The organism is Streptomyces sp. Tu 3180 (assembly GCF_009852415.1).
Taxonomy (GTDB): domain Bacteria; phylum Actinomycetota; class Actinomycetes; order Streptomycetales; family Streptomycetaceae; genus Streptomyces.
Genome location: NZ_WOXS01000002.1, coordinates 3,970,863 through 3,994,835, shown reverse-complemented (window position 1 = coordinate 3,994,835; position 23,973 = coordinate 3,970,863). Strand labels below are relative to the sequence as shown.

At 71.2% G+C, this 23,973-nt stretch carries 23 protein-coding genes; 7 read left to right on the top strand and 16 right to left on the bottom strand.

The window, feature by feature from the left end:
• Window positions 1-16 precede the first annotated feature (16 nt).
• The 6 genes from GL259_RS18865 to GL259_RS18840 all read right to left on the bottom strand — a co-directional run bounded on the left by GL259_RS18865 (window position 17) and on the right by GL259_RS18840 (window position 6,497).
• Window positions 17-1,426 (bottom strand): ATP-binding protein, encoded by a 1,410-nt coding sequence (locus tag GL259_RS18865; RefSeq protein WP_159534344.1) that lies wholly within the window; start codon window positions 1,424-1,426, stop codon window positions 17-19.
• A 13-nt stretch (window positions 1,427-1,439) separates the two neighbouring features.
• Window positions 1,440-2,999: an SCO6880 family protein gene (locus tag GL259_RS18860; RefSeq protein WP_159534342.1), complete on the bottom strand. Its 1,560-nt coding sequence runs from the start codon at window positions 2,997-2,999 to the stop codon at window positions 1,440-1,442.
• On the bottom strand, window positions 2,996-4,318 hold the full coding sequence (locus GL259_RS18855) for a hypothetical protein (protein WP_159534340.1): 1,323 nt from the start codon (window positions 4,316-4,318) through the stop codon (window positions 2,996-2,998). The genes GL259_RS18860 and GL259_RS18855 overlap by 4 nt, the downstream gene beginning before the upstream one ends.
• Entirely contained in the window at window positions 4,308-5,141 is an 834-nt protein-coding gene (locus GL259_RS18850) for a hypothetical protein (RefSeq protein ID WP_159534335.1), read from the bottom strand. Before GL259_RS18850 ends, GL259_RS18855 begins: the two co-directional genes overlap by 11 nt.
• A 199-nt stretch (window positions 5,142-5,340) precedes the next feature.
• Window positions 5,341-5,649 carry a hypothetical protein gene (locus GL259_RS18845; protein ID WP_006136301.1) on the bottom strand — a complete coding sequence of 103 codons (309 nt, stop codon included), beginning with the start codon at window positions 5,647-5,649 and terminating at the stop codon, window positions 5,341-5,343.
• 242 nt (window positions 5,650-5,891) lie between these two features.
• Window positions 5,892-6,497 (bottom strand): TetR/AcrR family transcriptional regulator, encoded by a 606-nt coding sequence (locus GL259_RS18840; protein ID WP_159534334.1) that lies wholly within the window; start codon window positions 6,495-6,497, stop codon window positions 5,892-5,894.
• 71 nt (window positions 6,498-6,568) lie between these two features.
• Here GL259_RS18840 and GL259_RS18835 point away from each other — a divergent pair, with 71 nt between their 5' ends.
• The 3 genes from GL259_RS18835 to GL259_RS18825 all read left to right on the top strand — a co-directional run bounded on the left by GL259_RS18835 (window position 6,569) and on the right by GL259_RS18825 (window position 9,641).
• On the top strand, window positions 6,569-7,483 hold the full coding sequence (locus tag GL259_RS18835; RefSeq protein ID WP_159534332.1) for an oxidoreductase: 915 nt from the start codon (window positions 6,569-6,571) through the stop codon (window positions 7,481-7,483).
• Window positions 7,484-7,773: 290 nt separating this feature from the next.
• Complete coding sequence (locus GL259_RS18830) at window positions 7,774-8,721, top strand: bifunctional lytic transglycosylase/C40 family peptidase (protein WP_243762581.1); 948 nt, start codon at window positions 7,774-7,776, stop codon at window positions 8,719-8,721.
• A 212-nt stretch (window positions 8,722-8,933) separates the two neighbouring features.
• Window positions 8,934-9,641, top strand: a complete 708-nt coding sequence (locus tag GL259_RS18825; protein ID WP_159534330.1) for a phosphatase PAP2 family protein — start codon at window positions 8,934-8,936, stop codon at window positions 9,639-9,641.
• Window positions 9,642-9,700: 59 nt separating this feature from the next.
• Here GL259_RS18825 and GL259_RS18820 read toward each other — a convergent pair whose 3' ends face one another.
• Both GL259_RS18820 and GL259_RS37710 read right to left on the bottom strand, forming a co-directional pair.
• Window positions 9,701-11,266, bottom strand: coding sequence for an FAD-binding oxidoreductase (locus GL259_RS18820; protein WP_159534328.1), 1,566 nt, complete (start codon window positions 11,264-11,266; stop codon window positions 9,701-9,703).
• A 226-nt stretch (window positions 11,267-11,492) separates the two neighbouring features.
• A complete protein-coding gene (locus GL259_RS37710; protein ID WP_166461526.1) occupies window positions 11,493-11,654 on the bottom strand; it encodes a hypothetical protein in 162 nt (53 codons plus the stop codon).
• A 106-nt stretch (window positions 11,655-11,760) separates the two neighbouring features.
• On the opposite strand from GL259_RS37710, the gene GL259_RS18815 reads away from it, so the two are divergent.
• Both GL259_RS18815 and GL259_RS37705 read left to right on the top strand, forming a co-directional pair.
• A complete protein-coding gene (locus GL259_RS18815) occupies window positions 11,761-12,603 on the top strand; it encodes a hypothetical protein (RefSeq protein ID WP_159534326.1) in 843 nt (280 codons plus the stop codon).
• Between the two features lie 94 nt (window positions 12,604-12,697).
• Entirely contained in the window at window positions 12,698-12,877 is a 180-nt protein-coding gene (locus GL259_RS37705) for a hypothetical protein (protein ID WP_208026492.1), read from the top strand.
• A 20-nt stretch (window positions 12,878-12,897) separates the two neighbouring features.
• Here GL259_RS37705 and GL259_RS18810 read toward each other — a convergent pair whose 3' ends face one another.
• Entirely contained in the window at window positions 12,898-13,329 is a 432-nt protein-coding gene (locus tag GL259_RS18810; protein ID WP_159534324.1) for a metal-sensitive transcriptional regulator, read from the bottom strand.
• Between the two features lie 239 nt (window positions 13,330-13,568).
• On the opposite strand from GL259_RS18810, the gene GL259_RS18805 reads away from it, so the two are divergent.
• Window positions 13,569-14,189 (top strand): DUF47 family protein, encoded by a 621-nt coding sequence (locus GL259_RS18805; protein ID WP_159534322.1) that lies wholly within the window; start codon window positions 13,569-13,571, stop codon window positions 14,187-14,189.
• Between the two features lie 9 nt (window positions 14,190-14,198).
• Complete coding sequence (locus GL259_RS18800; protein ID WP_159534320.1) at window positions 14,199-15,197, top strand: inorganic phosphate transporter; 999 nt, start codon at window positions 14,199-14,201, stop codon at window positions 15,195-15,197.
• Window positions 15,198-15,371: 174 nt separating this feature from the next.
• On the opposite strand, the gene pstB is transcribed toward GL259_RS18800, so the two are convergent.
• The 7 genes from pstB to GL259_RS18765 all read right to left on the bottom strand — a co-directional run bounded on the left by pstB (window position 15,372) and on the right by GL259_RS18765 (window position 23,733).
• Window positions 15,372-16,148 carry a phosphate ABC transporter ATP-binding protein PstB gene (gene pstB / locus GL259_RS18795; protein ID WP_159534318.1) on the bottom strand — a complete coding sequence of 259 codons (777 nt, stop codon included), beginning with the start codon at window positions 16,146-16,148 and terminating at the stop codon, window positions 15,372-15,374.
• A 51-nt stretch (window positions 16,149-16,199) separates the two neighbouring features.
• A complete protein-coding gene (gene pstA / locus GL259_RS18790) occupies window positions 16,200-17,261 on the bottom strand; it encodes a phosphate ABC transporter permease PstA (protein ID WP_159534316.1) in 1,062 nt (353 codons plus the stop codon).
• Window positions 17,258-18,265: a phosphate ABC transporter permease subunit PstC gene (gene pstC / locus GL259_RS18785; RefSeq protein WP_159534314.1), complete on the bottom strand. Its 1,008-nt coding sequence runs from the start codon at window positions 18,263-18,265 to the stop codon at window positions 17,258-17,260. The genes pstA and pstC overlap by 4 nt, the downstream gene beginning before the upstream one ends.
• A 133-nt stretch (window positions 18,266-18,398) precedes the next feature.
• Window positions 18,399-19,526 carry a phosphate ABC transporter substrate-binding protein PstS gene (gene pstS, locus GL259_RS18780; protein WP_159534312.1) on the bottom strand — a complete coding sequence of 376 codons (1,128 nt, stop codon included), beginning with the start codon at window positions 19,524-19,526 and terminating at the stop codon, window positions 18,399-18,401.
• 251 nt (window positions 19,527-19,777) lie between these two features.
• Complete coding sequence (locus tag GL259_RS18775; protein ID WP_279578625.1) at window positions 19,778-20,263, bottom strand: NUDIX hydrolase; 486 nt, start codon at window positions 20,261-20,263, stop codon at window positions 19,778-19,780.
• Window positions 20,264-20,282: 19 nt separating this feature from the next.
• Entirely contained in the window at window positions 20,283-21,518 is a 1,236-nt protein-coding gene (locus GL259_RS18770) for a CHAD domain-containing protein (RefSeq protein ID WP_159534308.1), read from the bottom strand.
• Entirely contained in the window at window positions 21,499-23,733 is a 2,235-nt protein-coding gene (locus GL259_RS18765) for an RNA degradosome polyphosphate kinase (RefSeq protein ID WP_166461524.1), read from the bottom strand. The genes GL259_RS18770 and GL259_RS18765 overlap by 20 nt, the downstream gene beginning before the upstream one ends.
• Window positions 23,734-23,973 lie beyond the last annotated feature (240 nt).

Genomic DNA, 23,973 nt, shown 5'->3' with positions numbered 1-23,973 from the left:
CGTCCCCGGGCCGTCCCTAGGCCACCGTCGACTCGGAGTCCCCGACGTGCTGCTCCACGAAGGCCGCCGCCCGCTCCTCCGCCTCCAGCTCGGCGGCGCGCAGGGCGTCGTCGGACAGGTCGACGGAGGACTCGGTCATCGCGCGGTCGGTGAAGACCAGCGGGCGTTCGGTCTCGGTGACCAGGTGCTTGACCACCTGGACGTTGCCGTTGACGTCCCAGACCGCGATGCCGGGCGTGAGGGTCGGGATGATCTCCACGGCCCAGCGGGGCAGGCCCAGGACCCGCCCGGTCGCCCTCGCCTCGTCCGCCTTCTGGGCGTAGATGGTGCGGGTCGAGGCCATCTTCAGGATGGCCGCCGCCTCCTTCGCCGCCGCTCCGTCCACCACGTCGGACAGGTGGTGGACGACCGCGACGAAGGACAGGCCGAGCCGCCGGCCGAACTTCAGCAGGCGCTGGAACAGCTGGGCCACGAACGGGCTGTTGATGATGTGCCAGGCCTCCTCGACCAGGAAGATGCGCTTCTTCCGGTCGGGGCGGATCCAGGTGTGCTCCAGCCACACGCCGACGATCGCCATCAGGATCGGCATGGCGATGGAGTTGCGGTCGATGTGGGACAGGTCGAAGACGATGAGCGGGGCGTCCAGGTCGATGCCGACGGTGGTGGGGCCGTCGAACATGCCGCGCAGGTCACCGTCGACCAGGCGGTCCAGGACCAGGGCGACGTCCAGGCCCCAGGCCCGCACGTCGTCTATGGCGACGTTCATCGCCTCCGCCGACTCCGGTTCGGGGTGGCGCAGTTGCTCGACGATGTCGGAGAGGACCGGCTGGCGTTCGACGATCGTCTCGTTGACGTAGGCGTGCGCGACCTTGAGCGCGAAGCCGGAGCGCTCGTCCAGGCCGTGGCCCATCGCGACCTCGATGATGGTCCGCAGCAGGGCCAGCTGCCCGGTCGTCGTGATCGACGGGTCGAGCGGGTTGAGCCGGATGCCGTGGTCCAGGGCGGCCATCGGGTCCAGCCGGATGGGGGTGATGCCCAGCTCCTGCGCGATGAGGTTCCACTCGCCGACGCCGTCCTCGCCCTGCGCGTCCAGGACGACGACCTGGCGGTCGCGGAAGCGCAGCTGGCGCAGGACGTACGTCTTCTCCAGGGCCGACTTGCCGTTTCCCGACTCCCCGAGGACCAGCCAGTGGGGGGCGGGGAGCTGCTGGCCGTAGAGCTGGAAGGGGTCGTAGATGTAGCCCTTCCCGGAGTAGACCTCGCGGCCGATGATGACGCCGGAGTCGCCGAGGCCGGGCGCGGCGGTCGGCAGGTAGACCGCCTGTGCCTGGCCGGTGGACGTGCGCACCGGCAGCCGTGTCGTCTCGACCTTCCCGAACAGGAAGGACGTGAAGGCGTCGGTGACGACGGACAGCGGATCCCGCATATCGGCTCAGCCCCTACCTTCGAATGCCGGTGGCGAACGGGAGTGTGTTCACGAAGGCCCGGTGGTGCTCGCGGTCGCACCACTCCAGCTTCAGGTACGACTTTCCGGCCGAGGCCCGTATGGTCCGCTTGTCACGGGCCAGGGCCTCGGGGGAGCGGGAGGAGACGGTGATGTAGCCGACCAGGTTGACGCCGGCCGCGCCGCTGGCGAGGTCCTCGCCGCGCTGGTCGAGGCGGCTGTGGGCGGCGATGTCGCGCGGGTCGACGGTGCGGTTCATCTTGGCGGCGCGGGACGCCTCCGCCACGTCGTTGGTCTTCTCGGTCAGCATGCGCTCGATGGCGATCTCGGTGGGTTCGAGGTCCATCGTGACGGCGACCGTGCGGATCACGTCCGGGGTGTGGACGAGGAGCGGGGCCAGGAAGTTGACGCCGACCGGGGTCATCGGCCACTCCTTGATCCAGGCGGTGGCGTGGCACCAGGGGGCGCGGGTCGCGGACTCGCGGGTCTTGGCCTGGAGGTAGGTGGGCTCCACGGCGTCCAGCTCGGCCGGCCAGGCGTTGCGCTTGCTCATCGCCTGGATGTGGTCGATCGGGTGGTCCGGGTCGTACATGGAGTGGATCAGCGAGGACAGTCTGCTCTGGCCGAGCGGCTGCCGTACGCGGATGTCGGCCTCCTGGAGCCGGGAGCAGATGTCGGTCAGCTCACGGGCCATGACGACGGCGAGTCCGGCGTCGCGGTCCACCTTGCCGCCGCCCTGGCCGCGCATCGCCCGCGCCATGGCGTTCGCCTCGGCGGCCAGCTCGCGCGTGTAGTGCATGCAGGCGACGAGGTAGGCGCGGTGCTGCTCGCTGCTGGTCGACACCATCGACTGCAGCTGGTCGTACGACTGCTGCAGCCAGACCGGCGACCTGTCGTCGCCGCGGACGGCGACGTCCTTGGCGTGGGCGTCGGGGTCGGCGGGCAGGGTGCGGGCGAGCATCTGGAGGCGGGTGACGAAGCCGTCGCCGTTGGCGACGTGCTTGAGCAGGGTGCCGAAGCGGTCGACGAGGGCCTCCTGGTCCTCGGAGTCGCGCAGTCCGACGCCGGGGCCCTCGATCTCGATGGCGGCGGTGACGGTCTTGCGGTCCGCGTGCAGCAGGACGGCGATCTCGTCCGGCCCGAAGGGCGCGGAGAGCCAGGTGATCCGTCCGATGCCGGGCGGCGGCCCGATCTCCACCTCGCGTCCGTCCAGCCGGGTGCCGGCCTCGGCGGCACCGGAGCGGTAGGCGGTGCCCCGGCGCAGGATGCGCTTGTAACTGCGGTTGATCTCGAACCACTTGTAGAACGTGCGGTGCTTGTACGGCACGTACACCGCGGCCAGCGCCAGCATCGGCAGGCCGACGAGGAGCACGATCCGCACGGACAGGACGGGGACGAGGAGCCCGCACATCATGCCGAGGAACGCGCCCACGACGATCAGCGCGATCTCTCCGGTCTCCCGATTGCGTCCGACGATCGCGTTCGGCCGGGCGCGGCCGATCAGATACGTACGGCGGGGCGTGACCGGATGGGACAGGTGGGACTCGGTCGTCAACGCCCTTCACCTCCCGTGCGGTTGGTACTGCTGTTGCGGGTGCTGCTGGCGTGTGGGGTGTTCACCGGACTGCTGCTCGAGCGGGGTGCGGGGGCGGCGGAGGGGACAGGTCCGCCGCCGTTCGAGGTGCGCGAGCTGTGCGCGGCGACTCCGCCGGAGGCGGGGTTGGAGGGGCGGGGGCCGGTTCCGCCGTTGTTGTGGTCGGTGCGGCCGCTGTGGGTCTTGATGCCCTGCGCGACCAGGGTCGCCGGGGAGCTCATGACGGCGGCGGCCTTGCCCTCGGCGCCCTGCATGAGGCGGTTGTTGCGGGAGTTGGCGAGTTCGTCGCCGAAGCCGGGGACGAAGCGGTAGATCATCGCGGACGCGAAGATGGCGAGCAGGATGATCGCCAGTCCGGAGACGACGGCGGAGAAGGCGTCGGGGCCGTCGCCGGCGGACAGCGCGCCGGCGAGGCCGAGCACGATCACGATCACGGGCTTCACGAGGATCACCGCGATCATGATGCCCGCCCAGCGGCGGACGTGGCCCCACAGGTTCTTGTCGACGAGGCCCGCGTAGACGACGGTGCCGAGGAGGGCGCCGACGTAGAGCAGGGCGGCGCGGATGACCAGCTCCAGCCAGAGGACGCCGGCGGCGAGGATGGAGACCAGGGACACCACGATCAGCATGATCGGGCCGCCGCCGATGTCGTCGCCCTTCTCCAGGGCTGCGGAGAAGGTGCCGAAGAAGGTGTCCGTCTGGTCGCCGGTCGCCTTCGCGAGCACGTCGGTGACGCCGTCGGTGGCCGAGACGACGGTGTAGAGGATCAGCGGGGTGAAGGCCGAGGCGAGCACGGTCAGCCAGAGGAAGCCGATGGCCTCGGAGAGGGCGGTGGTGAGGGGGACGCCCCGCACCGCCCTCTTGGCGACCGCGAGCAGCCAGAGGAGGAGGGTGAGGATCGTCGACGCGGCGAAGACGACGGCGTACTGCTTGAGGAACGTGTCGTTCGTGAAGTCGACGTCCGCGGTCTCCTCCACGGCCTCGCTGAGCTGCTTGACGGTCCAGGAGGCGGCGTCGGCGCAGCCCTGGGCGAGGGAGGCGAGGGGGTCGAGGGTGGAGGTGGGCTCGTCGAGGGTGCTGGAGCCGCCGCCGTCTCCGTCCTCGCCTCGCTCGCAGTACTCCTTGGCGGGGCCGCGGATGAGGTCACAGGGGTCGTTGCTGCCCGTCGGCGTGGGCGTCGGTGTGGGTGCCGCGGCGGCTCGGGTTGCAAACAGCACAGCGGTGGCCTGCACGGCGGTGACCACGGCTGTGAGCCTGAGGAAGCGGTGGCTAGCGCGCATATGTGAACCCTCCGTACTCCTCGACAGCCTTCGTCATGTCGTCGGCGGTGGAGGCCTTCTGGTCGCGCCCGACCGGGACCGGTCCGTCCTTCTGCTGGAAGTCGGTGACCTTCCAGTCGTTGTCGATCCACTTCAGCTGGTATGTGGTGGTGTACCAGCTTTCGGTCACCGGGTTGGTCGAGCCCTCGCCGGACAAACCGAACAGTGAGGTGTACCAGACCTCGACGGTGGCGGTGCTGGAGCCGGAGGCCGTCACCTTGGTGCCCACGGGGACCACCCGTGAGACGAAGGTCTGTCCGGCAGGTGCCCTGCCGTCCTTGTCGAGACCGATGTTGGTGAGGAACTCACCGCTGGAGTAAGCCTTGTCCAGGTCGGCCTGCCGGGCGGCGGCGACGTCCGGGGCGTACACGGTGGTGATGATCTCGCGCCGCCGGCTCTTGTCGAACATTTCGGCGGACCCCAGCGCGACGGAGTAGTTGGCCGCCGCGCTCTGCGCACCCTGAGCGTCATGTGCGTATCCGGTCGGGATCCCCGCCGACTTCGCCCCCACCGGCTTCTTCCCCGACGGGGCCGTCGCCGCCGCCTTGGGGGAGTCGTCGGAGTCGTCCGCCGAGGAGGAGGCGTCGCCCCCGCGGTTCGCGAAGGCGATCGCGGCGATGAGGAGGACCACCACGCCGACGACCGTGACCAGGCTGCGCGACGACGAACGGCCGCCTCTGCGCGCGCCGCCGTACGGGTCGCCGCCTCTTTCCGGCAGGCGGGTGCGGGTCTGGCCCGTGCCGCCGTACCCACCGGAGGTCTCGTGCTCGTCTCCGAGACTCATACCGCGTACGCCCCCTCAGCGTCGTGCGGAAACACCTCGTGCTCCGTGTACTCCACGTACGACGGTAGCCGTGCTGGTTCCCGCGCGGGCGCGGTGTGGTGACTGGACATCAGGGAAACGCAACCTCAGCCGGTGGGCACGACGGGCGGGTGGGGTGGAGGGGGGCCGGGCGTGCCCGGTCGGAACCGATGGGCGGGGCCTACACGGCCATGCCGTACACGATGGTGAACAGCGTGCCGAGCGAGCCGATGATGAAGACGCCCGTCAGCCCCGCGATGATGAGGCCCTTGCCCTGTTCGGCGCTGAACGTGTCCCTCAACGCGGTCGCGCCGATGCGCTGTTTGGCCGCCCCCCAGATGGCGATGCCCAGGCAGATCAGGATGGCGACCGCCATGACCACCTCGATCATCACCTTGGCCTCGTTGCCCAGGCTGCCGAAGGGGCCCCAATCCGGAGCGATCCCGCCGATAATGGTGTTGATGTCTCCCTCGTCGGCCGCAAAGAGCATGTAAGTCACCGCCCCTGTATGGGTAGTTCCGCATCCCCTGCAGGAGTGCAGAGGTCAGGCCTCATTGTCGCCGACATTGTCGCTGTCGTATGTCGACTTGGCGTCATCCGTTGGCGGGTTTCGTACGAATAGCTTGCCACCGGCGCGCGCCGGAGTCCGGGAGGGGCACGATCCGGCGGGTGAAGAGTCGTATCGTCACTCTGTGTATCACGTGAGGTGACGCCGGGCAACGAGGTGTGTGCTCAGCGCGGCTTGAGCCCGTGCAGGAGGAGGTGGACCAACTCCTCCACGCCGCCGTGCTGCGAGGCGTAGGCGGCGGACTTGTCACCGGCCGTGAAGACGGCGAGGCCGTGGAGCACGGCGCCGAGGACGACCGTCAGGTGGGCGGGGTCGCCCTCGACGATCTCGCCCCGCCCCTGTGCCTCGGCGACGACCCGGCCGATCAGGCCCACCGTGCGCTCGACGCCGTCGGCCATCCGCCCGGCGGATTCCGGATCGTGCTTGCGGGCGTACATCAGCTCCAGCAGTTCCGCGTTGTCGGTCGCGAAGCCGAGGTAGGCGCGGGCCAGCGCGGTGAGGCGGGCCTGGAGGGGGAGTGCGGGGTCGTCGGCGGCGTCCAGGGCCTGGGCCAGGCGGTCGTAGCCGCTCAGGGCGAGGGCGTCGAGCAGGGCCTGCTTGTCCTTGAAGTGGCGGCCGGGGGCGGCGTGGCTCACTCCGGCCTCGCGGGCCAGTTCGCGCAGGGAGAGCGCGCCGGCCCCCTTCTCCCGCAGGGTGCGCTCGGCGCCGGCGAGCAGGGTGGAGCGCAGGTCTCCGTGGTGGTAGGGGCGGCTTGCGGGCATGGGTGTCATCGTATCCCGGTGTTGGCGCCGCCAGCTTTGTTGTCATTGACAGCATTGTTGGCGGCGACTACATTCGGGGTATGGCTGAGAAGAGCACGCACGCATGGAACGCGACCCGTCTGCCCGACCTCACCGGCCGGACCGTCGTCATCACCGGCGCCAACAGCGGTATCGGCCGTACGGCCGCGGGCGCGCTCGCGCGGGCCGGGGCGCACGTCGTCCTCGCGGTGCGGGACGTGGAACGGGGGCGGGCCGCCGCCGCGGGCATGTCCGGCAGCACCGAGGTGCGGCGCCTGGACCTGGCCGACCTGGCCTCGGTGCGGGAGTTCGCCGCCGGCTGGAGCGACCCGCTGTACGCCCTCGTCAACAACGCCGGCGTGATGATGCTGCCGAGGCGGCGCACCGAGGACGGCTTCGAGATGCAGTTCGGGACCAACCACCTGGGCCACTTCGCCCTCACGAACCTGCTGCTGCCGTACGTCACCGACCGCGTCGTGACCCTGTCCTCCGCGGCCCATCGCTGGGGCGGCGCGACCATCGAGTTCGACGACCTCGACATGACCGCCCGCTACACCCCGCGGCGCGCCTACGCCCAGTCCAAGCTGGCGAACCTCCTGTTCACCCTGGAACTCCAGCGGCGCCTGTCGGAGGCCGGCTCGCCGGTCCGCGCGTTCGCGGCCCACCCCGGGTACGCCGCGACCAATCTCCAGAGCCATGCCGCGAACCCGGTGATGCGGGGCTTCCTGAAGATCGGCAACCGGTTCCTCGCGCAGGACGACGAGGCCGGCGCGCTGCCCACGCTCTACGCCGTGACCCAGGACCTCCCCGGGGCGAGCTACGTCGGTCCGGACGGGTTCGCGGAGGCCCGGGGGGTGCCGACCCTCGTCGGCCGCTCGCGGGCGGCGAGCGACCCGCACACGGCGCGGCGGCTGTGGGGGGTCTCGGAGGAACTGACGGGCGTGCGGTTCCCCCTGGCCGTGGGGACGAACTCCTGAGCGCTCCGCGGCGGTCGGGGCCGTCGTCCGGCTCCCGGGCGGAGTGGCGCCGAAGGCGGGGCGGGGCCGGCCGCACCGGTCCCTCCGGCTCCGTCCGGCGGGAAGGCGCCGGGGCGGAGTGCGGCCCGACAAGGCCGGGCGGCACTCCCGTCACATGATCACCCCATCCGGCGGGTGCCGCCTCTACACTGACGTGCGGCGGCGTACTTCCCGACGAACAGGGGCGGTTGACGGTGCGTAAGGTGTGGATCGCGACGGGCGTCGCCGTCAGTGCCTCGCTCGCCTTCGTGATGCTGCTCGTCGTCGGGGTCTACGTCGTCGCCGGGAACCTCGTCAACGGGGTCGGCGGCGGGGCGGCGAAGGCGCTCGCCAAGGGGACCGTGCCGGCCGCGTACCAGGCGCTCGTGCAGAAGTGGGGCAACCTCTGCCCGGCCATCAACCCGGCGCTGCTCGCCGCCCAGCTCTACCAGGAGAGCGGGTTCAACCCGAGGGCGCAGAGCCATGCGGCGGCACAGGGCATCGCGCAGTTCATCCCCGGCACCTGGGCCACCCACGGCATCGACGGGGACGGGGACGGGGACCGTGACGTGTGGGACCCCGAGGACGCCATCCCGTCGGCGGCCACGTACGACTGCACGCTCGCGTCCTACGTGAAGGACGTCCCCGGGAATCCGACCGAAAACATGCTGGCCTCGTACAACGCCGGGGCCTACGCGGTGATCAAGTACCGGGGCGTGCCGCCGTACGAGGAGACGCGGAACTACGTCGAGCGGATCACCGCGCTGGAGAAGAGCTTCGCGGCGCCGGTCGGGCGCGTCGACCCCTCCGAGCAGGCCGCCGGCGCCATCGCCTACGCGCAGAAGAAGCTCGGCACCCTCTACCTCTGGGGCGGCAACGGCACCGCTGAGCAGGGCGGACGGTTCGACTGCTCGGGCCTGACCAAGGCGGCGTACGAGAGCGTCGGGATCACGCTGCCGCGCGTGGCCAACGACCAGTACAACGCGGGGCCGCACCCGAAGCGGGACGAACTGCTCCCCGGAGATCTGGTGTTCTTCTCGGACGACCTCACCAATTCCCGGGCCATCCGGCATGTGGGTATTTATGTCGGCGGCGGGTACATGATCGACGCGCCGCGTCCGGGCGCCGTGATCCGATTCGACCCGATCGACACGCCTGACTACTTCGGTGCCACCCGGGTCACCGAAGATGGCGCGAAAGCGCTGCCCACGACGGTGTGAGCGCAGCGTGAACCCACCCCCTGAGCTGCGGGGATGCATCTCTCTTCGATAACGTCTGCGTGATCATTCAGTGGAGTGTGGAACGTATCAGCGGGGACCGTGCGTTCCTGTTGTCGTAGCCGAGCGGACGAGCGGGTCTACAAACCACGGGGGTGGAGAGAACGGCGTGCACGGCGTGCGCCGGGAGAGAGATGACGAAGGGGCCGCGCACCATGGCTGGACTCGCCGATTCCGGGTCGAACCCCGACGTCGACCTGCTGTACGACATCAACGGCCTCGCCAAGGACGCGCCGCCGTGGTTCGACCGGATCATGGAGTTCGTCGGCGAGTACGGGCTGCTGTTCGCCATGGTGCTGCTGGTGCTGTGGTGCTGGTGGGGCGTGCGGCGGCGGGGCGGTGAGGACGCGGCGTCCTCGGTCGCCGCGCTGGTGTGGGCACCGCTCGCGGCCGGTGTCGCCGTCCTGGTGAACGTGCCGATCCGCGGATTCGTGGAGCGGCCCCGGCCGTTCAACGACCACGAGGGGCTCGAGGTCCTCGTCGAGGGCAAGACCGACTACTCCTTCGTCAGCGACCACGCGACGATCACCATGGCGCTCGCGGTGGGACTGTTCCTCGCCAGCCGGAGGTTCGGGCTCGTCGGCCTCGGGATCGCCGTGCTCGAGGGCTTCTGCCGCGTCTACATGGGCGTGCACTACCCGACGGACGTCGTCGGCGGACTCGCGCTCGGCACGGCGGTCGCCCTGCTGCTGTCGCCGCTCGCCATGGCGCTGCTGACGCCGGTCGTGCGGGCGGTGGAGCGGTCGCCGCGGGCCGGGTGGCTGGTCGCGGCGCGGAGGCGGGACGGTGCGGCGCGGGACGCGATGGTCGCGGGGACCCGGAGGGAGACGTCCGGGTCGGAGGAGCGGGACCTGGCGGCCTGACCGGGCCTTCCCCTCCGCTCGCCCTCCCCTCTCCCCTCCCTCTTCGGTCTGCCGGCCGCTCACAGGGCCTGGGGGTAGGTGAAGACGCGGTCGGGGTCGTACCGCTTCTTCAGCCGGGCCAGGCGCGGCGCCGCGTCGCCGTAGTAGGCCCGGCGCCAGTCGGTGAGGGTCGGGTCCGGGTAGTTCTGGTAGGCCGCGCCCGACGCGTGCGGGCGCATGGCCCGGTGAGCCGACGTCAGCCACGACTCGGCGGCGGAGCCGGACGCCCCGGCGCTCCAGGACGCGAGGTACTGGGCCAGCATGCGTGAGCGGCGGTGGACGAACGCCGTGGCCGTCGGCGCGACCCGGTTGACGGCTCCGCCGAGCGCGGTGAACGCGATGCTGCCGGAACCGCCGCGGACGCCGCGGACCTGGGAGAGCAGGGTCCCGATCCCGGCGGCGTCCAGCGGACGGTCGAAGAAGTCCGAGCGGGCGGAGTAGGTCTCGCGCTTCAGGGCGCCCTGCGGGGAGCGGCCCGGCGTCGTGCCCGGGAGGTGGCACTGCGCGTCGTCGGCGAAGGACGAGCAGCCGGCGTACAGCTCCATCGACTCCTGGTACGAGCGGCGCCTGAGCGAGACGCTGCGCGCGGAGGCGCCGACGCGGCCGGCCAGGCGGTCGACGGCGTTCTGGAGTTCGCCGTACGTGCCGAGGGAGAAGACGGTGACGGAGACGGTGGGGGTGCCGCCGGGGGTGTTCGCCAGGTGGAGCGACGACCAGATCTCGTCCGGCTGGGCCGGGCCCCATTCCTGCCAGGCCGCCGTGACGGCGGCGGCTTTCGGCCAGGGCCAGGTCAGGTACCCGGTGACGCTCCGCGGAGCCGGGTGGGTCCGGAAGCGCAGCTCCGTGACGACGCCGAAGTTGCCGTTGCCGGCGCCGCGCAGGGCCCAGAAGAGGTCCTCGTTCTCGGTCGCGTCGGCGGTGAGCCGGGTGCCGTCGGCGGTCACGAGGGCGGCCCGGGTGAGGCTGTCGCAGGTCAGGCCGTAGGCGCGGGAGACCACGCCGTGGCCGCCGCCGAGGGTGAGGCCGGAGACGCCGACGGTGGGGCAGGAGCCGCCGGGGATCGTCACGCCCCTCGCGGCCAGGGCGCGGTAGACGTCGATGAGTTTGGCGCCGGCGCCGATGACGGCGGTGTCCGCAACGACGCGGACGGTGCCGAGCCGTGAGACGTCGACGATCAGGCGGTGGTCGCCGGAGGACCAGCCGGCGTAGGAGTGGCCGCCGTTGCGGATCGCGACGGGGACGCCGTGGGCGCGGGCGTGGGCGAGGGCGGTGCGGATGTCGTCGGCGTGGTCGACGTAGGCGACGGCGGCGGGTGCGAGGCCGTCGAAGCGGGTGTTGTAGAGGCGGCGGGCCGTCCGCCAGTCGGCGTCGCCGGGGCGGAGGAGGGGGCCGTCCAGGTCGCGGGCGAGGGCGTTCCAGTCGGCGGGGGTGGGGGCGGACGCGGTGGCGCGGGTGGGGGTGAGGGCGGGAGGGGTGCGGGAGGCGGGGGTCCGGCGGGGTGGGCCGCCGTCCCCGCCGCCGGTGCAGGCGGTGGTGGCGGTGAGGGCCGCGGCTGCCGCGCCTGCGAGGAAGGTACGTCGTTCCATGGGGGCCTCCCGGGTCCGTGGAACGAGACGGTTGCGGGGACTTGGAGGTTCCATGGCGCGGGGCGCCGGCCGGCTGCCCGGAACCGGTGCGGTGCGGGGAGCGCGGCCCGGCGCCGGAGGGGTGCCTCCCCCCGCTCTTCGAGCGGGGGTTCCTCAAGGGCCCTGAGGCACTCCCCGGGGCCCTCGGGGAACTGCGGGAGGCGGAATGCCGGTCACGGGGGTGCGGTCACTCGGCCGTGTGGTTCTCGGCGTCCGTGCGGGCCTGGCTCCTGGCTCTTCTGGCCGGGCCGCGCCAGCCGCAGGTGCAGCGGGCCACGCAGAAAGGGCCCTGTTCGACGGTGGTCGTGCTGTGCCGGCCGGGGTCCGACTCGTTGTCCTGGTGCGCCACGTCGACCACCGTAGCGCTCCGGTGTGTCGGCGTGACGGGGGCTTCCACCGGTCGTTAACCGGAACGACAGGCGGCCCGTGTCGGACGGAGCGGGGGTAGGCGGACGATGGCTCGACGACGGCAGTACCGGCGGACGGTCGGCATGGTGGCGGCGGCCGGGGTCGTGGGCTGTCTCTGTCTGGGGGCCGCGGGCTGCGCGCGGAGCAGTGCCGTGACCGGGGACGCTCCGGGCGGCGACCCGGTCCGGGTGCTGCGGGGGGCCGCCGACGCGCTGGTGGACGCCGGGAGTTCGAAGGCGCACACCTCCCTGGAGATGGCCGCCGGCGGGACCCGGGTGACCGTCCGGGGCGAGGGCGTGTACGACTACCGCAGGCGGCTGGGGCGGTTGAAGGTGCTGCTGCCGCAGGATCCGGCGGGGGACGCGGTGCGGCGGCCCATCATCGAACTGCTCGCCCCCGGGGCGCTGTTCATGAAGAACCGGGGGGCCGGGGTGCCCGCCGACAAGTGGGTGCGCGTGGACACCGGGACGCTGACCGACGGGAACCTCGTCACCGGCGGGGCCACCGACCCGTTCGCCGCCGCCGAGGTGCTGCGCGGGACGCGCCGGGCGACGTTCGTGGGCCGGACCGAGGTCGCGGGGACGCGGGTGCGGCACTACCGGGGGACGGCGGACCTGGCGGCGGCCGCGCGGGAGGCCTCGGACGCGAACCGCGGTCCGCTGGCCGCGGCGGCGAAAGGGTTCGCCACGGCCGAGGTGCCGTTCGACGCCTACCTCGACGACCAGGGGCGGATCCGCAAGGTCCGGCACCGGTTCAGTTTCGTCAACGGGGGGCAGGACAAACCTGTCGCGGTCGCCTCGACCACGCTGCTGTACGGCTTCGGGGCGCCGGCCGAGGTGCGGCTCCCCGAGGGGGAGGACATCTACGCGGGCCGGATCGCCGAGGGGTGAGCCGAGGAGTGACCGGCCTGAACTAGCCCTTCCGTGCCATGCGCGGTGCGTAGGCCGCTCCCTACTCTAGGAAGCCGGTGACGGCGGAGATGAGGTGAGGCGCGTGGCTCGGCTCAGGGGCGGGACGGTGCAGGACCACGTGGCGCTCGCCGAGATCGAGCTGTGCGGAGAGCTGATCATCGCCGCCTCCGCCGCCGAGGACCGGCTCAGCCTGGAGAGCATCGACGAGGTGCTGCGGGTGGCCGAGGCGCGGGCGGAGTCCTCCAGGGACTGACCGCCCGCCGGGCCGGCCGCTCAGGTCCGCAGCATGCGGGCGATGGCCTGCGTCGCCTCCTTGACCTTCGCGTCGATCTCGTCGCCGCCCTTGACGGCCGCGTCCGCGACGCAGTGGCGCAGGTGCTCCTCCAGCAGCTGCAGCGCGAAGGACTGCAGCGCCTTGGTGGAGGCGGAGACCTGGGTGAGTATGTCGATGCAGTAGACGTCCTCGTCGACCATCCGCTGCAGGCCGCGGATCTGGCCCTCGATGCGGCGCAGGCGTTTGACGTGGTCCTGCTTCTGGTGGTGGTAGCCGTGGATCCCGCGGTCGTGGGCGGTCACGGCGTCCGCCGCGTCCGTCGCGTCCGCCGTGTTCACGGCATCCGCCGCGTTCGGCACGCTCGTCACGTCCGTCACGTCGGCCGCGTCCGGGGAGGAGGGCGCGTCCGCGCCGGTCTCGGTGGTCGTCATCGCGTCCTCCTGGTGTCCTGACGGTCGCTGCATACCCCTGGCGGGTATATGGTACCGAACTTTGCTGGGTATAGGCCTCTTGGCCGATGCCGTGCGCTGCGGCCGGACACGGCCCGCGGACCGCCCCCGTGCTCATCAGCTTGCCTGATGGGCGACACTGGGGGGCGGCCCGTTAGTCGTGGCCGGATGATGCGCCTAGCATCAGCCTGACTGAAACCGATGCATATCGAGGACCCCACGTGCGCTTTCGTCTGACCCCCAGGGAGACGAGCTTCTACGACATGTTCGCCGCATCCGCGGACAACATCGTCACGGGCTCGAAACTCCTGATGGAACTGCTCGGGGCGGACACCTCCGCCCGGGCCGAGATCGCAGAGCGTATGCGGGCGGCGGAACACGCGGGTGACGACGCCACACATGCGATCTTCCACCAGCTGAACTCCTCGTTCATCACGCCCTTCGACCGCGAGGACATCTACTCCCTCGCATCGTCCCTCGACGACATCATGGACTTCATGGAGGAGGCCGTCGACCTGGTCGTCCTCTACAACATCGAGGAACTGCCCCGGGGCGTCGAGCAGCAGATCGAGGTGCTGGCGCGGGCCGCGGAGCTGACCGCGGAGGCCATGCCGCACCTGCGCACGATGGAGAACCTCACCGAGTACTGGATCGAGGTCAACCGCCTGGAGAACCAGGCCGACCAGATCCACCGCAAGCTGCTGGCCCACCTCTTCAACGGCAAGTACGACGCGATCGAGGTGCTGAAGCTGAAGCAGATCGTGGACGTACTGGAGGAGGCGGCGGACGCCTTCGAGCACGTGGCGAACACGGTGGAGACCATCGCGGTCAAGGAGTCCTGAGGCCCGGCCATGGACACCTTCGCTCTGGTCGTGACCATCGGGGTCGCGCTCTTCTTCACGTACACCAACGGCTTCCACGACTCGGCCAACGCGATCGCCACCTCGGTGTCGACGCGGGCGCTCACCCCCCGGGTCGCGCTCGCGATGGCGGCCGTCATGAACCTCGCCGGCGCGTTCCTGGGGTCGGGGGTCGCCAAGACGGTCAGTGAAGGGCTGATCCAGACACCCGAGGGCTCGACGGGGATGGGGATCCTCTTCGCCGCGCTGGTGGGTGCGATCACCTGGAACCTGATCACCTGGTACTTCGGACTGCCCTCCTCGTCCTCGCACGCCCTGTTCGGCGGCATGGTGGGCGCCGCGCTGGCCGGCGGCACGACCGTGTACTGGGACGGGGTGCTGGAGAAGATCGTCATCCCGATGTTCGTGTCGCCGGTGGTGGGTCTGCTCGCCGGTTACCTGGTGATGACGGCGATCATGTGGATCTTCCGGCGGGCCAACCCGCACAAGGCCAAGCGGGGCTTCCGCATAGCGCAGACGGTGTCGGCGGCGGGGATGGCGCTGGGCCACGGCCTCCAGGACGCGCAGAAGACGATGGGCATCGTGGTGATGGCGCTGGTCATCGCCGACGTCGAGGACTACGGCGACCCGATCCCGGTGTGGGTGAAGATCGCCTGTGCGGTGATGCTGTCGGCGGGCACGTACGCGGGCGGCTGGCGCATCATGCGGACCCTGGGACGGAAGATCATCGAGCTGGATCCGCCGCAGGGGTTCGCGGCGGAGACGACCGGCGCGACGATCATGTTCGGGTCGGCCTTCCTGTTCCACGCGCCGATCTCGACGACGCACGTGATCACGTCCGCGATCATGGGTGTGGGGGCGACGAAGCGGGTCAACGCGGTGCGGTGGGGGGTGGCCAAGAACATCGTCCTCGGGTGGTTCATCACCATGCCGGCGGCGGCACTGGTGGCCGCGGCGTCGTTCGGGCTGGTGCACCTGGCGTTCCTGTAGCTCCGTACCCGGGTTCCGCCCCCGGACCCCCGGCCCGTGTCCACCCGCCACCCGGCCCGGCCGGGCGGGAAGGGACGCGGGCACCACGACGAAAGGCCCGCCCCCGGGAGCCAGGGGCGGGCCCTTCTTCGTCCTCGCGGTGGCACCGCCATGCAGCACCGCGAGGAGTTCGGATCAGCCGAAGCGGCCGGAGATGTAGTCCTCCGTGGCCTGGACCGACGGGTTGGAGAAGATGCGCTCCGTGTCGTCGATCTCGATCAGCTTGCCGGGCTGGCCGACCGCCGCCAGGTTGAAGAACGCCGTGCGGTCGGAGACGCGGGCCGCCTGCTGCATGTTGTGCGTCACGATGACGATCGTGAAGCGCTCCTTCAGCTCGCCGATCAGGTCCTCGATGGCGAGGGTGGAGATCGGGTCCAGGGCGGAGCAGGGCTCGTCCATCAGCAGGACGTTCGGCTCGACCGCGATGGCGCGGGCGATGCACAGACGTTGCTGCTGACCGCCGGAGAGGCCCGAACCGGGCTTGTTCAGGCGGTCCTTGACCTCGTTCCAGAGGTTCGCGCCCTTGAGGGACTTCTCGACGACGTCGTCCAGCTCGGACTTCTTGTACTTGCCGTTCAGGCGCAGGCCCGCCGCCACGTTGTCGTAGACCGACATCGTGGGGAACGGGTTCGGGCGCTGGAAGACCATGCCGACCTCGCGCCGCACGGCCACCGGGTCGATGCCCGCGCCGTACAGGTTCTCGTCGTCGAGCATGACCTTGCCCTCGACCCGGCCGCCCGGCGTCACCTCGTGCATGCGGTTGAGCGTGCGCAGGAAGGTGGACTTGCCGCAGCCGGAGGGGCCGATGAAGGCCGTCACGGAACGGGGTTCGACGGTCATCGAGATGTCCTCGATGGCCAGGAAGGAGCCGTAGTAGGCGTTGAGGCCGCTGACATCGATGCGCTTGGCCATGTGAATCACTGCTTCTTTCGTCCGAGTCGCTGACTGTTACCGCTGGCCGCGTCAGCGACCGGTCTTCGGGGCCTTCCAGCGGGCGATGCCGCGGGCCACCAGGTTGAGGATCATGATGAACGCGATGAGCGTCAGGGCCGCCGCCCAGGCACGGTCGTAGGCCGCGCCGGAGCCGCCGCTGTTGGAGTACTGGAGGTAGATGTACATCGGCAGCGACGCCTGCGGGTCCTGGAACGGGTTGGCGTTGATGAAGTTCGTGACCCAGACCAGCAGCAGCACGGGGGCGGTCTCACCGGTGATGCGGGCGATCGCGAGCATCACACCCGTGGTGATGCCGCCGATCGACGTCGGCAGGACCACCTTGAGGATGGTGCGCCACTTCGGCACGCCCAGCGCCAGCGACGCCTCGCGCAGCTCGTTCGGGACGAGCTTGAGCATCTCCTCGGTGGAGCGGACGACCACCGGGATCATCAGGATCGACAGGGCCATCGAGCCGGCGAAGCCGGAGTAGCCCATGCCCAGGATCAGGATCCACAGGCTGAGGATGAACAGGCCCGCGACGATCGACGGGATGCCCGTCATGACGTCGACGAAGAAGGTGACGGCCTTGGCGAGCTTGCCGCGCCCGTACTCGACCAGGTAGATCGCGGTGAGCACGCCGATCGGCACGGAGATCAGGGTGGCGAGACCGACCTGCTCCAGCGTGCCGAGGATGGCGTGGTAGATGCCGCCGCCGGGCTCGGTGTCGGCGACCACGCCCATGGAGTGGGTGAGGAAGTAGCCGTCGAGGACCTTGACGCCGCGCTTGACGGTCTCCCAGATGAGGGACAGGAGCGGGACGACGGCCAGGATGAAGGCGACCCACACCAGGCTGGTGGCGGTGCGGTCCTTGGCCTGGCGGCTGCCCTCGACCTTCGCGGAGATGGCGTAGGAGCCGAGGACGAACAGCAGGGCCGCGATCAGGGCCCACTGGATGTCGCTGTTCAGGCCGGCCGCCGCGCTGATGCCCAGACCGGCGGCGACGGAGCCCGCGGCGACCGCCCAGGCGAACCACTTGGGCAGGGTCGCGCCGCGCAGGGAGCCGTGCTTCGGGGAAAGGGTTGCGTTGCTCATGCGTTGGCCCCCGAGTACTCCTTGCGGCGGGCGATGATCAGGCGGGCCGCGCCGTTGACCAGCAGCGTGATGACGAAGAGGACGAGACCGGAGGCGATCAGGGCGTCCCGGCCCATCTCGGTGGCCTCGTTGAACTTGCTGGCGATGTTCTGCGCGAAGGTGCCGCCGCCCGGGTCGAGCAGGCTGGCGTTGATGTCGAAGGAGGGCGAGAGCACCATGGCCACGGCCATCGTCTCGCCGAGCGCGCGGCCGAGGCCGAGCATCGAGGCGGAGATGACGCCGGAGCGGCCGAAGGGCAGCACCGACATGCGGATGACCTCCCAGCGCGTGGCGCCGAGGGCCAGGGCCGCCTCCTCGTGCATCCGCGGGACCTGGCGGAAGACCTCGCGGCTCACGTTGGTGATGATCGGCAGGATCATGATCGCGAGCAGGATGCCGACGGTGAACAGCGAGCGCGGGGCGCCGCCGTGCCACTCGAAGATGCCGGTCCAGCCGAGGTAGTCGTCCAGCCAGCCGTAGAGGCCGTCCATCTGCGGCACCAGGACGAGCGCGCCCCACAGGCCGTAGACGATGGACGGGACGGCGGCGAGCAGGTCGATCACGTACGCGATGGGGCCGCCGAGGCGGCGCGGGGCGTAGTGCGTGATGAACAGCGCGATGCCGACCGCGATCGGGACCGCGATGACCATGGCGATGATCGACGACACGACGGTGCCGAAGGCCAGGACCGCGATGCCGAACTCCGGCGGGATGCCGCTGGGGTTCCACTCGAAGGCGGTGAAGAAGTTCGCCTCGTTCTCACCGATGGCTATCGAGGCGCGGTAGGTCAGGAAGGCCGCGATGGCGGCCATGAGGACCAGGACGAAGATGCCGGACCCGCGGGAGAGCCCGAGGAAGATCCGGTCACCGGGGCGGGTGGCGCCGCGCGCGGCGCGCTTGGCCTCGGCCTCGGTCGGTGGAGTGGGTGCGGGAGGGGCGGTGAGGTTCTGTGTAGGGGTGTCCATCGGGTTCTCCGGTCTGCGGAGCCGCCGGTCGGGGCGGCTCGGTCGGAGCCGTCCGGGGGCCGGGGGCTCCTGATGGCGGTGCACCGGACGGTGCGGACCGGCCCCGTGGTCGGGGCCGGTCCGCACACTCGGGTCAGCTCAGGCCCGAGATGGTCTCGCGGACCTTGGTGATGATCTCCTCGGGCATCGGGGCGTAGCCGGCCTCGGCGAGCAGGCCCTGGCCGTCCTCGGAGGCCATGTAGTTCAGGAAGGACTTGGTGGCGGGCAGGGTCTCCGCCTTGTTGCCCTTGTCGCAGACGATCTCGTACGTCACCAGGACGATCGGGTAGGCGCCCTCGGCGGACGGGGTGTAGTCCAGCTCCAGCGCGAGGTCCTTGCCGGTGCCGACGACCTTGGCGGCGCCGATGGCGGCGGTGGCGTTCTCGATGGTGGCCTCGACCGGCTCGGCGGCCTCGGTCTTGATGGAGACCGTGCTCATGCCGTCCTTGGCGTAGGACAGCTCCATGTAGGAGATCGCGCCGGAGGTCTGCTTCACCTGCTGGGCGACACCGGAGGAGCCCTGCGCGGACTGGCCGCCCTTGGCCTCCCAGGACTTGCTCGGCTCGTACTTCCAGTCCTTGGGCGCGGCGGCCTGGAGGTAGGTGGTGAAGTTGTCCGTGGTGCCGGACTCGTCCGAGCGGTGGAAGGCCTGGATCTTCAGGTCGGGAAGCTTGGCCTCGGGGTTGAGCTTGGCGATCGCCTCGTCGTTCCAGTTGGTGATCTTGCTGTCGAAGATCTTGGCGAGGGTCGGCGCGTCCAGGACGAGGTTGTCGACGCCCGGGACGTTGTAACCGACGGCGATCGGGCCGCCGACCATCGGCAGGTCGATGCCCTGGCCGTCCTTGCAGATCTTCTTGGACTGCTCGATCTCCTCGGCCTCCAGCGCGGAGTCCGAGCCGGCGAACGCGGTCTGGCCCTGGAGGAACGCGGTGATGCCGGCGCCCGAACCGGTCGGGTTGTAGTTGACCTGGACGCCCTTGCAGGCCGCGGAGTACTGCTTGACCCAGGCGTCGATGGCGTTCTTCTGGGCGGAGGAGCCGGAGGCCTGCAGCTGGCCCTTGGCGTCACCGCAGTCGATGTTGCCGGCCTGCGCGGTGGCGGAGGCGTCGCCGCCGTTCGCGTTGCCGGTGTCATCGGAGCCGCACGCCGTGAGGGCCAGGGCGCCGGAGACGGCGAGAGCACCGAGAGCGAGGGCCCGCCGGTTCTTGCGCTGAAGCTTCACTTGAGTTCCTTCCAGGAGCCGCCGTCCTGCATCGGCGGCGTGCGAAGTGTGAGTGCTGCGGTCTCCCTCTTTACCGGGCGATCCGCATCGCGTAAGGCCGAAATTAGGCAGAACAGGTGACGGCGCCGATGGGCGTAAATGAACGAGGGGTGAACCCCTGTGGACGGTGCGGTGAGGTCACGGAACGCTTACGTCGAGGACACGGGGGGATACCGGGCGACCGGGCCGGAACGGGACAGCCGGGAGCGCGCTCAGGAAACGGCCGGACGCAGGGTGGCGAGCAGGGCGTCCACCAGTTCCGCGTCCCTGGGTTCGGTGAGGCGGGCGCGGGCCGCTCGAGGGGGGAGCCAGAGGATGCGGTCGACCTCGTCGCCCGGGGTGAAGGTGCCGGAGACGGCTTCGGCCGCCCAGTAGCGGACCCGCTTGGGGCGGCCGCCCGCCAGGTAGTGCGCCGGGGGGAGCTCGACGGCCGGCACCGCGGTGTGGCCCGTCTCCTCGGCGACCTCGCGCAACGCGCCGGCCAGCGGGTCCTCACCGCGCTTGAGCTTGCCCTTGGGCCAGGACCAGTCGTCGTACTTCGGCCGGTGCACGAGGCAGAGCAGGAGCTCCCCGTTCACCGGGGAGCGGCGCCACAGGACGCAGCCGGCGGCCTGGACGGTGAGAGTGCGGGTGCGGTTCTCGGCGGAACCGGATTCCGGGCCGGGGCCGGATCCCGGGCTGGAGCCTGGGGAGCTCACCGGGTGCCTCCCTCTTTCCCTATAACGTGCCGACGACGTCCTTCTGCCAGGAGCGCTGGAACGCGTACCGCGCCGCCTCCACCTCATGCCGCTGGTCGGCGTGGAGCACGCCCAGCGCGTACGCCGTGGCCGGGGCGATCCGCGGGGTGCGCGCCGCCTGGGCCGCTGCCGCCGCCGCCTCGGAGGCGTCGCGGTGCCGGTCGAGCGCCTCGCCGGCGGCGAGCAGGCGCACGTCGGCGGGCGGTTCCCCGCCGGCTCCGGCCTGCAGCACCTCGCGGGCGTAGCGGTGCAGGCGCAGCAGCAGGCGGACCTGGTGCCAGGGGGCGTCCTGCGGGTGCGGGGAGGGGTCCGGGGACAGCCCGTGGATCAGCGCCTCCGCGTTGTACGGGCTGCCCGCGGTGAGCAGGGGCAGCGCGGCGACGGCGTCGGCGAGGCGCTCGCGCGCGGCCGCCGCCAGGGGGGCGAGGTCCGCGGCGGACGCGGCCGGCGCCAGCGGGACCTCGCTGGCGAGTACGGCGACCTTGTCGGCGACCGCGTGGAACCGGGAGGACCCGAGGGCCTGGAGGGCGGTGGAGTGCGCCCGGGTACGGGCGAGCGTCAGCTGCCGGTCGAGCAGGGCACCGGCCTTGGCGGCACCCACGGTGAGGTTGCCGCGGTCGACGGCCGAGGCCACGGTGGCGGCTCCCGCGGACGTGCGGGCCGCACGGGCCGCGCCCGCCGTGCCACCGCCCCGGCCCGCCGTCGCGCGCACCGCCTCCGTCGCCGTCGCGGCCGTGCCCGGTGCGCCGTCGGCGACCGTCGCCGGCACGGTGGCCGCGGCACCGTTGGCCCCGCCGGCCGTCCGGCCCGTCGTGGCCGCGCCGCCGCCGGTCATCCCCTGGTCCGGGAAGGCCGTGGCGGCCCCCGACAGCCGGTGCAGGGCCAGCAGCAGCCGCTCCAGGCGGGCCGCGCACGCGTGCTCCAGGGCCAGCGTGCCGGAGACCCAGGCCAGTTCGGGGCGCATCGCCTCCGACCACTCGGGGTCCAGGACCGGCTGGAAGGTGTGGAGGCTGGCGCTGATGCGGCGGGCCGCACGGCGCAGCGCCCGGGCCGCTTCGACGGAGCCCTCCGACCCGGCCGCGCCCGCACCGGTCTCCCGGTGGAGGCGCAGCGCGCGGAGGAACTCGGTCGCCTGGGCCCGCAGGTAGCCGGTCAGGGCGTCCGCCGGTACCGGACCGGCCGTCGGGTCGGTCGGGTCAAGGTGTTGCTGTGCCACGCCGGCGCCTCCGGGCGTCTATGAGCATCTCCTGGACGTTGCGCAGGGGCTGGCCGTCCGCGTCCTTCGCGTGCCGGGTCCACTCGCCGTCCGGGCCGAGGTGCCAGGACGCGGTGGTGTCGGACATACCGGTCTCCAGCAGCCGGTTCAGAGCCGCCCGGTGGGCCGGGTCGGTGACCCGGACCAGCGCCTCTATGCGGCGGTCGAGGTTGCGGTGCATCATGTCCGCGCTGCCGATCCACACCTCGGGCTCGCCGCCGTTGCCGAAGGCGAAGACGCGCGAGTGCTCGAGGAAGCGGCCGAGGACGGACCGGACCCGGACGTTCTCCGACAGGCCCGCCACGCCCGGCCGGATCGCGCAGATGCCGCGCACCCAGATGTCGACCGGCACGCCCGCCTGCGACGCGCGGTAGCAGGCGTCGATGACGGCCTCGTCGACCATCGAGTTGACCTTGATGCGGACGTGGGCGGGACGCCCGGCGCGGTGGTGCTGGGCCTCCTTGTCGATCCGTGAGACCAGGCCGTCCCGCAGGGACTTGGGGGCGACCAGGAGCCGGCGGTAGGTCTCGCGGCGGGAGTAGCCGGAGAGGCGGTTGAACAGGTCGGAGAGGTCCGCGCCGACCTGCGGGTCGGCGGTGAGCAGGCCCAGGTCCTCGTAGAGGCGGGCCGTCTTCGGGTGGTAGTTGCCGGTGCCGACGTGGCTGTAGCGCCGCAGCGTCTCGCCCTCCTGACGGACCACCAGGGACAGCTTGCAGTGGGTCTTCAGGCCGACCAGGCCGTAGACGACGTGGCAGCCGGCCTCCTCCAGCTTGCGCGCCCACTTGATGTTGGCGTGCTCGTCGAAGCGGGCCTTGATCTCGACCAGGACGAGGACCTGCTTGCCGGACTCGGCGGCGTCGATGAGCGCGTCCACGATCGGGGAGTCGCCCGAGGTCCGGTACAGCGTCTGCTTGATGGCCAGGACGTCCGGGTCGGCGGCGGCCTGCTCCAGGAACGCCTGCACGGACGTGGAGAACGAGTCGTAGGGGTGGTGCAGCAGCACGTCGCGGCTGCGCAGCGCGGCGAAGATGTCGGGGGCGGAGGCGGACTCCACCTCCGCCAGGTCGCGGTGGGTGCCGGCGATGAACTTCGGGTACTTCAGCTCGGGCCGGTCCAGGCTGTGGATGCGGAACAGGCCGGTGAGGTCGAGCGGGCCCGGCAGCGGGTACACCTCGGCCTCGCTGACCTTCAGCTCGCGCACCAGGAGGTCCAGCACCTCGCGGTCGATGGACTCCTCCACCTCCAGGCGCACCGGCGGCCCGAAGCGGCGCCGCATGAGCTCCTTCTCCAGGGCCTGGAGCAGGTTCTCGGCGTCGTCCTCCTCGACCTCGAGGTCCTCGTTGCGGGTGAGCCGGAAGGCGTGGTGCTCCAGCACCTCCATGCCCGGGAACAGCTCCTCCAGGTGGGCGGCGATGACGTCCTCGATGGGGACGTAGCGGCCCGGGGAGCTCTCCAGGAAGCGCGACAGCAGCGGCGGCACCTTGACCCGCGCGAAGTGCTTGTGGCCGGTGACCGGGTTGCGGACGACGACGGCCAGGTTCAGCGACAGGCCCGATATGTACGGGAAGGGGTGCGCCGGGTCGACCGCGAGGGGGGTCAGGACCGGGAAGATCTGGTGCCGGAAGAGGGTGAACAGGCGGGCCTGCTCCTTCTCCGTCAGCTCGTTCCAGCGGACCAGGTGGATGCCCTCCTCCGCGAGTGCGGGGGCGACGTCCTCGTGGTAGCAGGCGGCGTGCCGGGCCATCAGCTCGCGGGAGCGGGCCCAGATCATCTCCAGCACCTCGCGCGGCTGGAGGCCGGAGGCGGAGCGGGTGGCGACGCCGGTGGCGATGCGGCGCTTCAGGCCGGCCACCCGGACCATGAAGAACTCGTCCAGGTTGCTGGCGAAGATCGCGAGGAAGTTCGCCCGCTCCAGCAGCGGGGTGTCGGGGTCCTCGGCGAGCTCCAGGACGCGTTCGTTGAACGCGAGCCAGCTGCGCTCCCGGTCGAGGAAGCGGCCCTGCGGCAGCTGGACGCCGTCGGCCGGCGACTCCTCGTAACCGTCGAGGTCCGCGTCGAGGTCGGGGTCCAGATCGGAGACCACTCCCGCCACGGTGTGCGGCCGGTGGGCGGCTATGGAGCCCACGGAGGGCTGCGCGTGCTGTACCTGCTGTGCCTGGGCGTTCGGCTGGCTCATGGCCCCATTGTTCCGCGCCTGCGGCACCGCGGGCGCGTCGGAAAAAGCGGGTGGGAGCGGTGGTGGCCCTGAGGCTTCCCCGTTCCCCCCGTTCCCCCGTCGGGGTGACGAAGACTCTGGCACGGCGGGATGCATTGGCCGAGCGTCGCAAGCCCGTCTGAATCGGCGGTTACGGAGACATGACGTCCCGGATAGCGGGGGGCGGCCCGCGGGGGACGGCGCGCGGGGATCGCGTCCGTG

Bases quoted from the DNA above. Each gene is read 5' to 3' on its own strand.
- GL259_RS18815 (WP_159534326.1), top strand. From the start codon at position 11,761: ATGGCTCGACGACGGCAGTACCGGCGGACGGTCGGCATGGTGGCGGCG.
- GL259_RS18810 (WP_159534324.1), bottom strand. From the start codon at position 13,329: ATGACGACCACCGAGACCGGCGCGGACGCGCCCTCCTCCCCGGACGCG.
- pstA (WP_159534316.1), bottom strand. From the start codon at position 17,261: ATGAGCAACGCAACCCTTTCCCCGAAGCACGGCTCCCTGCGCGGCGCG.
- GL259_RS18765 (WP_166461524.1), bottom strand. From the start codon at position 23,733: ATGAGCCAGCCGAACGCCCAGGCACAGCAGGTACAGCACGCGCAGCCC.
- GL259_RS18855 (WP_159534340.1), bottom strand. From the start codon at position 4,318: ATGCGCGCTAGCCACCGCTTCCTCAGGCTCACAGCCGTGGTCACCGCC.
- GL259_RS18835 (WP_159534332.1), top strand. From the start codon at position 6,569: ATGGCTGAGAAGAGCACGCACGCATGGAACGCGACCCGTCTGCCCGAC.
- pstC (WP_159534314.1), bottom strand. From the start codon at position 18,265: ATGGACACCCCTACACAGAACCTCACCGCCCCTCCCGCACCCACTCCA.
- GL259_RS18850 (WP_159534335.1), bottom strand. From the start codon at position 5,141: ATGAGTCTCGGAGACGAGCACGAGACCTCCGGTGGGTACGGCGGCACG.
- pstB (WP_159534318.1), bottom strand. From the start codon at position 16,148: ATGGCCAAGCGCATCGATGTCAGCGGCCTCAACGCCTACTACGGCTCC.
- GL259_RS18800 (WP_159534320.1), top strand. From the start codon at position 14,199: ATGGACACCTTCGCTCTGGTCGTGACCATCGGGGTCGCGCTCTTCTTC.
- GL259_RS18865 (WP_159534344.1), bottom strand. From the start codon at position 1,426: ATGCGGGATCCGCTGTCCGTCGTCACCGACGCCTTCACGTCCTTCCTG.
- GL259_RS18840 (WP_159534334.1), bottom strand. From the start codon at position 6,497: ATGACACCCATGCCCGCAAGCCGCCCCTACCACCACGGAGACCTGCGC.
- GL259_RS18845 (WP_006136301.1), bottom strand. From the start codon at position 5,649: ATGCTCTTTGCGGCCGACGAGGGAGACATCAACACCATTATCGGCGGG.
- GL259_RS18820 (WP_159534328.1), bottom strand. From the start codon at position 11,266: ATGGAACGACGTACCTTCCTCGCAGGCGCGGCAGCCGCGGCCCTCACC.
- GL259_RS18830 (WP_243762581.1), top strand. From the start codon at position 7,774: ATGCTGCTCGTCGTCGGGGTCTACGTCGTCGCCGGGAACCTCGTCAAC.
- GL259_RS18825 (WP_159534330.1), top strand. From the start codon at position 8,934: ATGGCTGGACTCGCCGATTCCGGGTCGAACCCCGACGTCGACCTGCTG.